Below are 13,000 nucleotides of genomic sequence, written 5' to 3' on the forward strand. Positions count from 1 at the left end.
ATAAAATTGTTTTCTATTGAATCCCTGCACCGAAAAATCGCCACTGGATACTGAGCTGATCCGTCGCAAGTCAATAGATATGCAATCAATTCTGATAATTTGCTTAATGGCCCACCATCAATTATATAACACTATGAGAGGTCCCCGGACCCATCTCAGTGCCCTCCACTGGCATCAAAACATACTTTCCCTCTTGAATAAAAGGTAACTGGAATATGAAAAAACTATTCGTCATTCTTTTTTATATGCTTTCAGGATTTTGTATCGTTACCTTATGTCTGCTCATTTTTCGAGAAACCAAACGACCGGATCTGGAATTATGGCATACAGAGATGCTTGACGCTGATTTTTCTGCTGGCAGGAAGGAGCGCATAAAGAATTTAGATGAATACAGATTATCAGAAAAAGAGCTTTTCAGCCAACTCAGCTCTCGAATCACGTCCAAATACCCAAAACAAGAGCATACCTACCTCAACAGATATTCATCCGGCAGCTGGAGTGACCCGCAAACCTTTTCAAAGAACTGGAATACAACATTCGAGCTTACAACTCAACAGCCACGTGCCGCTGTACTGATGCTCCATGGGCTGTCGGATTCGCCCTATAGCCTTCGGGCACTTGCCCTTAAGCTTCACCGTGAACAGGTTTACGTTTTAGGATTACGCCTTCCTGGCCATGGAACAGCGCCTGGTGGCCTCGTCCACGTGGAAATGGAGGATTTCACCGCATCTGTACGACTCGCCATGCAATCTCTAAAAAAGGAAATCAACAAAGATGTCCCTCTTTACATCATAGGCTATTCAAACGGTGCCGCATTAGCTCTTGAATATACCTTGTCAGCTTTAGAGGGGGAAAACGTCCCTGTACCGTCTGGACTTGTCCTCATCTCTCCGGCGATATCTGTCAGCCCTCTTGCGGTACTGGCAAAGTGGAAACAACTTTTATCGAGGATACCTGGCCTTGAGCAACTCGCCTGGCTTTCCGTTGAGCCGGAATATGATCCGTATAAGTATAATTCATTTGCCGTAAATGCAGGTGTACAAATTTACCGGCTTACCAGGAAGATCGCCAACCAGATAAGCCGCCTTGATACCGGGGAAGGTATCGAAAACTTCCCCAAAACACTTGCCTTCATATCAGCAGCAGATTCAACAATCCCCCCCAAGTCGCTTGCTGACGACCTGATGCTCCACCTGGCCCCCAATAATCACAAGATGGTCCTTTTTGACATAAACCGTGAAGCTGACACCGGCTTCTTCCTGACAAATGATCCAAGCGCGCAATTTGCACATCTAGAAACAAGACCGCTCCCTTTCAATTTTTCCCTGATAACCAATGTATCCCCTCAAACACGTGCGCTCGTGAGCAGAAACAGGGCGCAAATGTCGATGACAACACAAACAGTCCCGATCCCTTATCATTGGCCCAGAGATATATATGCGTTATCCCACGTTTCTCTCCCTTTCCCCTCTGATGATCCGGTATATGGAATTCCGGATGAGAATGACAGCAACTCATTTACACTTGGAAAACTTGAACCACGAGGAGAAAAAAATCTGTTGAAAACACCTATAGAAAACCTGATGCGTCTTCGCTATAACCCTTTCTATGACCACCTTGAAGAACAAACAGTCAATTGGGTTCTTGCCAACTAAAACAGGCTCTTTCTATATTCAATATCTAAAAAGGAGTGCTTCTCACAACAGGGCAACAGACAAACAAGTAACTGACTTACTGTTCTCCGTTGTCAGACCCGGCAAAATCTGAATCACGCTGATGGAGGAAACTGCCATGTTTTAGAAAATGGAGTGTCTGGGAAATCACTTCATCCTCTTCCATGATATAAGGGTGTGCATAAGGCAGAATAAGGAAATCTGACATTCCTTTCACTTTAGCTCGCTCAACAGAAACCTTTCCATCGTCCTTCCCCGGAATAATATCACTGAAATACCTGTCGAAGAAAGCTGCCTCACTACCAACGATAACTCCAACGGGGTAAGAAACAGGTCCAAGAGAGTTTACAAAACTATCAGGATCTGTACCAAGCTGCTGCCCTGCCGGTCCAAAAAAATAACGATATAGCAGTTGGTCTTCCAGGGCATCTGTTACCTCACTCCCCTGATTTGGCGGCCCAAGCATCACGATCCTCCCAAGCTTATCCAACCGGTTCTTTTCGAGATAATAACGAGTCAGGATTCCACCAAGTGAGTGGGTAACAAAATGGACTACATTTGCACCTTTTTCTTCACAAACCGAAATTCCATTGCTAACGGCCATATCAGCCAGATATTCTATTCCATATTCAGTTGATGGGTAGTCGATGTTTACCACATGATACCCTTGATTTTGAAGCGCCTGTTCTAAACGTTGCATCGAGCGATAGGTTCGCCCCATACCATGCAACAAGACGACACATTCCCCCTTGGCTATTGACTTTGGGGCCTGTACCGTCCCTACAGTGCACGAGACTGTCCAACCCAGACAAAAAAGAGCAAATGTTACCTTCGCAAATCGAGTCACGTTATTTGAATATCTAATCAAAACAAGTAGTAAAAAGAGAAAAACTCTACCCAGACGTAAAGGTATTACCTGGTGAGTTGCCAATAATCCCGATTAAGCTTACTGTCGGTCAGATAACTCATCATGTTATACACCAGTTGTGCTGCGGCAAAGTTGGGGCCATGTAGATTGTCAACAGGGGCGAGTTCCACCACATCAAAACCGATGCAAACCCGACTCTGCATAATAGCCTCAATCAACCACATCGCCTGATACCAGTCGAGTCCCCCGGGAACGGGGGTACCGGTTGCAGGTATGACAGATCCGTCAAGCCCATCAATATCAAAAGTGATAAAGACCTTGTTGGGAAAATCTTCAGGAAGAAGCAGATCCGTTCCATTTTTCCAAATATCTTCACTATCGCGATATGGAACATTGTGTTCTTCACGGTAACGATGCTCTTCAACAGAATAACTACGGGTACCAAGTTGGTAGATTGGGATATTCTTCTCATGAATGCGGCGCATTACGCAGGCATGGCTATAAGAAGACCCTTCATAGCTGTCGCGCAGATCTGCGTGGGCATCAAACTGGATAACTCCAAAATCTTCATGTTGTTTTCTGAAGGCCTCAATAACCCCACAGGTAACAGTGTGCTCGCCGCCGAGGACTACCGGGATTTTCTTGAGCGATAATGTTGTTGCTACCTGTTCTTCAATACGCCTCAACGTATCCTCACAGGAACCACTACAATTGACCGGAGGGACTGTATAGATGCCGTGTTCTGCCGGGATATTACGTCCAGTGAATAGCTCAAGCTGCCGGGATGCCTCGAGGATAGCCGCTGGTCCATAAGCTGTGCCGCGCCCATAAGATACAGATATTTCAAAAGGCACTGGGATAATGTGAAACAGAGCATCTTCCGGCATGGCCGGTACAACATCTTCACCATGGAAGTTCAACTGCTGTAGTGTCATGCGATTCGGCTCCTGTAATCCTCATACCCAAAATGTCTAACCAGCTTAGGTGTGCTTTCTGTGAGGGAGCAGGTGTAGATCGAGGGGAGTTCCACTCCATTAAAGGTGTTGTTTTTCACAAACGAATAGAGGGCCATGTCAGTGAGCACAAGTCGTTGTCCCGGTTCCAGGGGAGCCGGAAAAGAATAATCCCCAACAATATCTCCAGCCAGGCAGGAGACCCCTCCTAATCTGTAGGTGTGCAGAAAATCGCCGGGTTCACCACTCCCCACCACGTGGGGTCGGTACGGCATGGCCAATACGTCAGGCATATGGGTTTCGACCGAAGAGTCAAGAATAGCGATATCCATTCCATTGTACATGGTATCAATAACACTGGCCACGAATACTCCACCATTAAGCACCACAGCTTCTCCGGGCTCCAGGTAGACCGGTATGTTATTGTGCCGCTTACGAAAGGCGGTGATAGTTTCACAGAGCAGATCCACGTCGTAGTCGGCTCGGGTGATATGGTGACCTCCGCCGAAATTGATCCACTGCATTTGGTCGATATAGTTGGCAAAACGATTTTCGAAATGTTCAAGAACCCTCACCAGGACATCCGCATTCTGCTCACAAAGGGCATGAAAGTGCAAGCCTGAGATCCCCGCGAGATCAACATCTTCCAAATCTTCAGGTCCAAGACCAAAGCGAGAACCTGGAAGACAAGGATTGTAAAGATCTATTTCCACCTCTGCATGACCAGGGTTGACACGCAAACCGACTTCGACGTCAGCTCCAGCCCGATGAATTGCATCACGATGAGTTTGCCACTGGCTGATGGTGTTAAAAAGGATATGATCTGAATACCGGATTACGCGCTCCATCTGAGCCGATGTATAGGCCGGAGCGTAAGTATGTACTTCCCTGCCGAATTCTTCACGCCCGAGCCGTGCCTCAATTGGACCGCTGGCGCAGACCCCATGCAGGTAGTTACGAATCAATGGAAAAACAGCAGGCAGAGCGAAAGCCTTTAAGGCCAATAGAATTTTGGCTCCCGTCCGCTTCTGGATACTGTCGAGCAGTTTACAGTTGCGGTGCAGCACGTCTTCACTCACAAGATAGCATGGTGTCCGCACCTGGCCGATGATCTCAAGAGGAAAATCAGCCAGGGTCTGACGGTCAAACACTGTTGTTCTGCTGCTTGTCACTTCAGGTACCTATTCTGGAAGTTTGCCGTCAAAATCGACAACCTGCCATGGCAGGCCGTTGGCATTTAGTTCTTCCATGAAAACGTCCGGATCAAGTTGTTCCACATTAAAAACTCCTCTGCCTTTCCAAATCCCTTTCAGCATCATCATGGCTCCAATCATGGTGGGAACGCCTGTAGTGTAGGAGACGGCCTGGGCCTGCACTTCCTTGTAGCACTCGGCGTGATCGCAGACATTGTAGATATATTTTTTCAGTTCTTTGCCATCCTTTTCTCCCTTGAAGACACAGCCGATAACTGTTTTACCGGTATAATTGCTCCCCAGAGAACCGGGATCGGGAAGCAAAGCCTTTAAAAAGCGGATTGGTACAATCTTATTACCTTCATACTCCACCTCATCAATGCGGGTCATCCCAACATTTTCGAGCACTTTAAGGTGCGTGATGTAGGGCTGCCCAAAAGTCATCCAGAAACGGATTTGTTTAAGGCCGTGGATGTGCTTAACCAAAGATTCCATCTCCTCATGGTAAAGCAGATAACTCTCACGCGGTCCGGCCTCCGGGTAATCGAAGGTAAAATGAACGCAGTCATCGTTAAGAATTGCGGGAGTTTTTATCCACTCACCATCTCGCCAGTGACGAACTTCCTGTGTCACTTCCCGTATATTGATTTCCGGATTGAAATTGGTAGCAAAGGGGTGGCCGTGATCCCCGGCATTGCAGTCGAGTATGTCTATAGCCTCAATCGAATCATACAGATGCTTTTGGGCCCAGGCGCAGAAGATATTGGTGACACCTGGGTCAAAACCGCAGCCAAGAACTGCCATTAATCCTTTTTCTTTAAACTTTTCCTGATATGCCCACTGCCAGCTATATTCAAAATGAGCGGTATCCTCCGGTTCATAGTTTGCAGTGTCCAGATAGTTAACTCCGCACTCTAGACAGGCATCCATGATGGACAAATCCTGATAAGGCAGGGCTACGTTTATAACTAATACCGGCGCGACCTTGTTGATAAGTGTAACAAGCTCAGGTACTTTATCTGCATCAACTTGTGCTGTTTTAACCTCGATATTGCAAAGTGCTTTAATTCTTGCTGCAATCTCATCGCATTTAGTGACGGTACGGCTTGCCAGCCAGATGTCGGTGAAGACATCTTTGTGTAGTGCACATTTTTGGGCCACAACATTGCCGACCCCGCCGGCTCCGATAATGAGTACTCGTGACATAATCTCTCCTCAAAATGTAATGGGTCTGTAGTGACATTCTGTTATTCTTTTTCGAAATAGGTGTAACCCCGTAATCCTTCCTCAAAACTGGCGAGGATCGATTTACGTTCCCTGGCGGTTATGAAGCCGCCCTGGATAGCATTTTCAGCCAGATCTTTCAATCTGTTTTTCATGGCAGAAAGATCATATTCCACATAGGTCAGTACGTCGGCAACCGAGTCTCCCTCAAGCTCGCGAATAAACTTGTAGCTGCCATCGTCGTTTACATGGATTGAAACAACATTAGTGTCACCGAAGAGATTATGCAAATCCCCGAGTGTTTCCTGATACGCGCCCACCAGAAATACACCAAGATAATACTCCTCGTTGTCTCTTAACGGGTGAAGCATCAATCTCTTGTTTTCATTTGAAATATCAGGAAACTTATCAATCTTTCCGTCGCAATCACAGGTAATATCGGAGATTATCGCCTGTCGGGTCGGAACATCATTTAACCTGTGAATGGGCATGACCGGCAATATCTGGTCTATGGCCCAGACATCAGGAAGCGACTGAAACAGACTGAAGTTTCCATAATATATATCGTAGATAAGATTGTTGATTTTCTGTGCATCTCTGGGGATGTGATCAAGTTGCCGTGATACCCTGGATATTTTAACCAAGGTGTGCTGCACAAGGTTCTCAGCAAGGGCACGTTCACGAATGGATATCTGGCCATGCTTAAACAGCTGCCGCGCCTGGGTTCGATAGAACAGGGCATCGTTGCAACATTCCTGAATGTTTTTTTCAGAAACCATGTTGTAGATAAGCATCAGGTTTTCAATCAGGTCGTTGTCAAAAACCGGCAGTTTGTCGGGGATTGGTGGCGGTTCAAATGAACTGATATCCAGAACATTGAACAACAGTACTGAATAGTAGGCAACGATGGCCCGACCAGATTCGGTAATAATAGTTGGATGAGGAATATCATTTTTATCGAGTACGGTGATGATCGATTCAACAATATCGCAGCAGTATTCTTCCATGGTGTAATTACGACTGGAGTGGGAATTGGTGTTTGAGCCGTCGTAATCAACAGCAAGCCCTCCACCGAGATCAAGATATCCCATGGGAGCACCTTCAAACACCAGTTCTTCATAGATACGGCTGGCCTCCATGGCACCGGCCCGGATATCACTGATATTAGGAATCTGCGAACCGATATGGTAGTGCAGCAACTGCAGGCAGTCGAGCATATCTACTGCCTTAAGCCGTTCTATGACATCGATAGTATGGCTCATTGAGAGGCCGAATACGCTGGCGTCACCACCGGATTCAGACCATTGCCCTTCTGCCTGGGTCGACAGTTTTATTCGTAAACCAAGTGCTGGTTTGAGCTTATGAAGCTTAGCTCGTTCAATGATAAGATCAACCTCGCCAGGAACCTCAACCACGAAAAAAACTTTAAAACCCATTCTGATAGCATGCAGCCCGAGATCTATAAATTCTTCATCTTTGTAGCCATTGCATATGAGACAGGCACTACGGTTTTGCAGCATGGAGATGGCAGCAATCAGTTCCGACTTACTACCTGCCTCAAGACCGTGGTTGTACTCTTTACCGAACTGGCAAATAGCCTCTATAACCTGTTCCTGCTGATTCACCTTAATGGGAAAGACACCCTTGTATACTCCACGATAGTTGTTTTCTCGTATGACTTTGCGAAATGTTTCGTGCAAGAGTTTAATCTGTGAACCAAGGATGTTTTCAATTCTTAAAAGTACAGGCATGGAGAGCCCCCGTGCTTCAACCTCCATAGCCACTTCCTTTAGACTTACACTGGGGCCGTGGTCTGCTCCTGAAGGGTTGACAACCACATCACCGGAACTGCTTATGGAGAAATAACCTGCTCCCCATTTGGCAATTCCGTAATACTCGGTTGCACTCTTTATGCTCCATTCATTTTTGTTAAAAAAATCCTGTGTCATGTCAAACACCTCGTATACCTGTAAGCGAGAAGAGGTGATAGTTTTACCCACCTTTTATCTATAATAATGAGAGTTTTGCGTTTAAATGATAAGAGGGACAAAGTCAATACAAATGTCGGATAAAATAACAGAACAATAGAGATGTAGGTTTGGTTAGCCTCCTTTATGAACATCTTCTATGCTCCAATTAAATCAATGACATCGAGCTCCTTTTGCCCAACCACCTTAACGAAATGTTCTTACCATTCAACAAGAAAAGAGGTCCTAACCCGTTATATAGCATTCAATTCCAGATGAGAGCGAATCCAGACACGGTGAATTGTCGCCTGCATCAAACTTTCCTCTTGTATTTCCATCTTTCAGAATTACATGCTAAGTCAGATAGTACTCTATATACATGACGACTGATAAATAGATAAATTGTTATTTTGAACTCTACGCAGGGGCATGAAAAGCAATGATCGATGAAATTGAACACAAGCTGAAAACCAGACATCTCCGCATTGAAGATTATAATGCATTACGTGAGATATCAAAGCGAGTGTATAAAGGCGTCGCTCCACCCTGGACAGAAAAGGAACTCGAATACCTTATCGATAAGTTTCCGGAAGGCCAGATATGTATTGAAGATAATGGAACAGCGGTGGCCATTGCCCTGTCCCTCATCATCGACTTCAGTCTCTACGGAGACCAACACTCTTACAACCAGATTGTCAGTGACGGCACGTTCAAGTCCCACGACGCTGAAGGTGATTATCTCTATGGTATAGATGTTTCTGTAGACCCCGAGTATCAGGGAATGCGTCTCGGACGCCGTCTGTACGACGCACGGCGTGAGCTGGCCGAAAACCTGAACCTCAAGGGAATCCTGCTTGGCGGACGGATATCGGGTTATCACAAATATGCAAAAAAAATGTCCGCCCAGCAATACATTCAAAAAGTTAAGAACAAGGAATTATACGACCCTGTTCTCTCCTTTCAACTCTCAAACGACTTTCATGTCCGCAACCTGCTTGATGATTATTGGCCGGGAGATCACCAGTCCCGTGGTAATGCAGTGCTTTTGGAATGGATAAATATTTATTACCAGAAAAAAACCAAGTTAATTGGCAGAACAAAATCTATTGCCAGACTCGGGGTTGTTCAGTGGCAGATGCGGCGTTTTGATTCATTCAGCGACTTCATGCAGCAGGTTGAGTTTTTTGTCAACACAGTGAGCAACTACAAAGCGGATATAATCCTTTTTCCCGAGCTGTTTAACGCCCCCCTCATCCATACCTATGAGGGAAATAATCCGGCAGAAGCCATGCGCATGCTGGCAGGGTTTACTGAAGACCTGCGTCAAGCCATGACCGAGATGGCTCTGAGTTACAATATCAACATTGTAACGGGAAGTGTTCCGCAACTCCGTGAAGACGGTAAATTGTATAACGTCAGTTTTCTCTGCCGAAGAGACGGAACATGGGACAGCCAGACAAAAATACACATTACACCCGATGAAGATGTCTCCTGGAAATTTTCAGGAGGTCATGATCTCAAGGTCTTCGACACAGACGTAGGAAAAATCGGCATCCTGATCTGTTATGATATCGAGTTCCCGGAACTCGCCAGAATACAGACTCTCAAAGGAATGAAAATGCTCCTGGTTCCTTTCTGGACTGATACCAAAACAGGCTACCTTCGGGTACGACGGTGCGCCCAGGCCCGGGCTATTGAGAATGAGTGCTTTGTGGCGATCTCAGGCAGTGTTGGAAACATACCTAAAGTTGAAACGATGGGTATTCAGTATTCGCAATCCGCCATTTTTACCCCTTCTGATTTCTCATATCCGCACGATGCCATCGCCTCAGAGGCCACGCCAGGTATTGAAACCACCCTCATTACCGACCTGGACATGGACCTCATTAAAGAACTGCGCTCTCAAGGCAGTGTCCGCAATATCGAAAGCCGGCGGAACGATCTTTATAAATTACGATGGTTGAATGATGAATCGAAAGAATAGACTCGGAAGTTGATTTCCATTTTTAAAGGTTCATCATTGAAGGAAATAGACGTTATCACCCGTCCAGTCAGTGAGTGGTATATATCAGTCTGCACCAGTAAAAGCCTCATCCCTATTTTCCCGGGGTTGAGGCAGCAGGATGACAGATCATTTTTTATATAGCTCTTTTCTCAAATTGTACTTCTGCATTTTATTATAGAGACTTCTGGAGGTTATCCCTGCCTTCTCAGCAGCCTCCTTAACACGTCCCCTGGTACTTTTCAGCACCATGTCGAGATAACGGATCTCGGTCTGAACGACCACGTCTCCCACCACTTCCATAAGGCTTTTCTCAAGCCACTCAGATGTTTCCTGCGGCCCCTTGATAAATCCTTCTTCATCATGAGTTTTCCGTTTTTGAATACCACTGGGCAGGTCATCTGGAGTAATCGTACCAGTTCGACATAATAGCATAGAGCGTTCAATGACATTCATCAACTCCCTGATATTTCCCGGCCACTCATACTTGCACAAGGCCTCCATGGCCTGCTCCGAAACATGGTGGACATCACGACCGATTTTATGGCGAAAATCAGTAACAAACCTGCGAGTGAGGTGTGGGACATCATCAATCCTGAGACGTAGTGGTGGAATCTGTAAATGAACCACACTCAGTCGGTAATACAGATCCTTACGGAACGTACCGTTTTGAACGGCTTCCTCTAGATCACGGTTGGTTGCCGCAATGACACGGACATCCACCCAGGATGGTTTTTCGGCCCCAACGGGGTGAATTTCATAGTCCTGCAGGACCCGTAGCAGTTTTGTTTGCAGATGAAGCGGCATTTCACCAATCTCATCGAGGAATATAGTGCCCCCATGGGCCTGTTCAAATGCTCCGCGCCTTGATCTGGTTGCTCCTGTGAACGCCCCCTGTTTGTGGCCAAAAAGTTCGCTCTCCAACAACTGTTCAGGGAGCGCAGCCGTATTGACCGCGACAAAAGGTCCGGCTGACCGGGGACTCTCAGCATGGATAACTTTGGCCAGATGCTCCTTGCCTACCCCTGTCTCGCCGGTGATCAGAAGCAGAGACTCACTGGTGGCCACCTGACCAACCTCTTCCATAAAAAGCTGCATGATCTCACTGCTTGACGAAAAATCTGCCATCTTAGGCTTGATCTTCACCCGGCGTTGATTCCACTTCAGCTGCATAAGCTGACGACGGGCCTCCACCGTTGATTCCAGAGCACTGAACAGACTATGCTCTGGAATACCGGAATAAAGAGCAGAATGCGCCCCCGCCGCGATAAAACCGGCCTGGAGTTCAGTAGAGTCAATATCATGTAAAATCACAGTACTTGGGTTTTCCGGCAGAGCGTTCAGTACTCCGAGGCTTGATTCAACAGGTTCAGGAATGACCGAGTCGCTGATAACAATGATATCAGCACAACTCTGAACGACCCTTCGCCAGACATTTCCCTGATTGCGGATCCCTTCGATTTCTATGTCAGTAATCGAGATCCTCTCTTCAAGTATCTGCTCCAGAGACAGATCTTTCAGCGCTAGAACCATTCGTATCAACATTATTCAACCTTTTCAGGAATTAATTTTCTCTTTTCCTGCCCGGAAAACCCGCTTCTCAAGAGATAAGAGAATCATTTTTCCACTTTTTTTTGCAGCTTGACATGTAGCACGGCGGGAACGAGCGATAGAGCCACCGAACAACTCACTGCAATTCCAATTATAATTAATTTTCTAAAAATTTCGACCACATAATACACAACAATAAGATTTTGATATTACAACATATTCCAGCATACAAGAAACAGGTTTCTCTTTATGGATCTACGGTCTATATGACTTCATTATTATAACGATACTTCAGCCACATATCTGAGATTTCATTATGGCACATATTTTGATTACTCAAACGATTCAGACCAATAAATTCAAACTGACTGGAGAACATTTTGACAAATGACAAGAAGTTTTCGAATACAATCCAGGCCGAGGCAGGTCTTGCAGATATTGTGGCCTGTGAATCTGAAATCTGCTTTATAGACGGTGCGACCGGAAAATTGGTTTACCGGGGATATGACGCACTGGAACTTGCCAGAAAGTCGACATTTGAAGAAGTCGCCTACCTCCTCTGGTATGGCTGTCTGCCAAGAAAGAGAGAATACCAAGCATTTCTTGATGGTTTTACCGGCTCGATGTCTCTTCCCATGGAAACCGTGATGATAATGAGAATGTTTCCAAAAGCTGCCACTCCCATGGAGGTCATCAGAACCGCCGTATCATCACTGGGACACTGGGATCCAGATAGCGGTAACACTCGCCTCGACGCCTGTATGCGTAAAGCCCAGCGCCTTACCCTGCGAATACCATTACTGATCTCAGCCCATCAAAGACTCAGAGAAGGTCTGGAACCTGTCCAACCAATTTCCGGGCATGGAATTGCCTTCAATTTTCTTTATACCCTGCTCGCCAAGAAACCTGACCCGCTCATTGAACGTGCGTTTGATGCTGCCCTCATTCTACATGCGGATCACGAGCTCAACGCCTCTACCTTCGCAGCAAGAGTGACTGCGGCGACGATGTCTGATGTGTACTCTACCATAACCTCCGCTATCGGTACCTTGAAGGGCCCTCTTCACGGAGGTGCCAACATGGAGGTGATGCAGCTGATAGAAGAGATAGACAGACCTGAGAATGCAGAGAAAATAATTCTCGACAAGCTCTCCAGAGGGATAAAAGTGCCGGGTTTTGGCCATCGCGTCTACAGATGTGAAGATCCCCGGGTAGGAATACTGAGAGATTATGCCCAAAAGGTTACAGACTGGACCGGCAAGAAAAATACCTTTGAAATTACTCAGGAGATAGAAAGGATTGTTCTTGAAAAGACCAAGGTTTTCCCCAATGTCGATCTCTATACCGCCTCGCTATACGATGCGATAGAGCTTCCCCGGGAATTATTCACCCCTGTCTTTGCCGTCAGCAGAGTTGTCGGCTGGACCTCTCACATACTTGAGCAGTGGTCAGACAACCGGCTTATTCGACCCAGAGCAGAATACTGTGGCAGGGAAAATCTTGAATATCGCGACATGAATGACCGGGCCTGACGTGTCTTTTGCTCATATGGCAACCGTTTCAAGACCC

At 46.3% G+C, this 13,000-nt stretch carries 9 protein-coding genes; 3 read left to right on the forward strand and 6 right to left on the reverse strand.

The window, feature by feature from the left end; translation table 11 throughout:
- Positions 1 to 215 precede the first annotated feature (215 nt).
- On the forward strand, positions 216 to 1,655 hold the full coding sequence (locus tag GA520_RS14120) for a carboxylesterase (RefSeq protein ID WP_163338273.1): 1,440 nt from the start codon (positions 216 to 218) through the stop codon (positions 1,653 to 1,655).
- 76 nt (positions 1,656 to 1,731) lie between these two features.
- Here GA520_RS14120 and GA520_RS14125 read toward each other — a convergent pair whose 3' ends face one another.
- From GA520_RS14125 to speA, 5 genes are all read right to left on the reverse strand, one after another.
- Positions 1,732 to 2,373, reverse strand: coding sequence for an alpha/beta hydrolase (locus tag GA520_RS14125; RefSeq protein ID WP_205749277.1), 642 nt, complete (start codon positions 2,371 to 2,373; stop codon positions 1,732 to 1,734).
- Positions 2,374 to 2,585: 212 nt separating this feature from the next.
- Positions 2,586 to 3,476, reverse strand: coding sequence for an agmatinase (gene speB, locus GA520_RS14130; protein WP_163338272.1), 891 nt, complete (start codon positions 3,474 to 3,476; stop codon positions 2,586 to 2,588).
- Positions 3,473 to 4,645, reverse strand: a complete 1,173-nt coding sequence (nspC, locus tag GA520_RS14135; protein WP_163338271.1) for a carboxynorspermidine decarboxylase — start codon at positions 4,643 to 4,645, stop codon at positions 3,473 to 3,475. Before nspC ends, speB begins: the two co-directional genes overlap by 4 nt.
- Positions 4,646 to 4,675: 30 nt before the next feature.
- Positions 4,676 to 5,893, reverse strand: coding sequence for a saccharopine dehydrogenase family protein (locus GA520_RS14140; RefSeq protein ID WP_163338270.1), 1,218 nt, complete (start codon positions 5,891 to 5,893; stop codon positions 4,676 to 4,678).
- A 41-nt stretch (positions 5,894 to 5,934) separates the two neighbouring features.
- Positions 5,935 to 7,860 (reverse strand): biosynthetic arginine decarboxylase, encoded by a 1,926-nt coding sequence (speA, locus tag GA520_RS14145; RefSeq protein WP_163338269.1) that lies wholly within the window; start codon positions 7,858 to 7,860, stop codon positions 5,935 to 5,937.
- 457 nt (positions 7,861 to 8,317) lie between these two features.
- Between speA and GA520_RS14150 the strand changes: the two genes are divergently transcribed.
- The gene (locus GA520_RS14150) at positions 8,318 to 9,862 is read left to right on the forward strand and encodes a bifunctional GNAT family N-acetyltransferase/carbon-nitrogen hydrolase family protein (RefSeq protein ID WP_163338268.1); all 1,545 of its coding nucleotides are present in this window, start codon (positions 8,318 to 8,320) and stop codon (positions 9,860 to 9,862) included.
- A gap of 147 nt (positions 9,863 to 10,009) precedes the next feature.
- On the opposite strand, the gene GA520_RS14155 is transcribed toward GA520_RS14150, so the two are convergent.
- Positions 10,010 to 11,425, reverse strand: coding sequence for a sigma-54-dependent Fis family transcriptional regulator (locus tag GA520_RS14155; RefSeq protein WP_163338267.1), 1,416 nt, complete (start codon positions 11,423 to 11,425; stop codon positions 10,010 to 10,012).
- 386 nt (positions 11,426 to 11,811) lie between these two features.
- Between GA520_RS14155 and GA520_RS14160 the strand changes: the two genes are divergently transcribed.
- On the forward strand, positions 11,812 to 12,963 hold the full coding sequence (locus GA520_RS14160) for a citrate/2-methylcitrate synthase (RefSeq protein ID WP_205749276.1): 1,152 nt from the start codon (positions 11,812 to 11,814) through the stop codon (positions 12,961 to 12,963).
- The last annotated feature ends 37 nt before the right edge of the window (positions 12,964 to 13,000 follow it).

Origin of the sequence: Desulfopila sp. IMCC35008 (assembly GCF_010646885.2) — a bacterium.
Classification (GTDB): domain Bacteria; phylum Desulfobacterota; class Desulfobulbia; order Desulfobulbales; family Desulfocapsaceae; genus Desulfopila.

Bases quoted from the DNA above. Each gene is read 5' to 3' on its own strand.
- GA520_RS14120 (WP_163338273.1), top strand. From the start codon at position 216: ATGAAAAAACTATTCGTCATTCTTTTTTATATGCTTTCAGGATTTTGT.
- GA520_RS14125 (WP_205749277.1), bottom strand. From the start codon at position 2,373: ATGCAACGTTTAGAACAGGCGCTTCAAAATCAAGGGTATCATGTGGTA.
- speB (WP_163338272.1), bottom strand. From the start codon at position 3,476: ATGACACTACAGCAGTTGAACTTCCATGGTGAAGATGTTGTACCGGCC.
- GA520_RS14140 (WP_163338270.1), bottom strand. From the start codon at position 5,893: ATGTCACGAGTACTCATTATCGGAGCCGGCGGGGTCGGCAATGTTGTG.
- speA (WP_163338269.1), bottom strand. From the start codon at position 7,860: ATGACACAGGATTTTTTTAACAAAAATGAATGGAGCATAAAGAGTGCA.
- GA520_RS14150 (WP_163338268.1), top strand. From the start codon at position 8,318: ATGATCGATGAAATTGAACACAAGCTGAAAACCAGACATCTCCGCATT.
- GA520_RS14155 (WP_163338267.1), bottom strand. From the start codon at position 11,425: ATGTTGATACGAATGGTTCTAGCGCTGAAAGATCTGTCTCTGGAGCAG.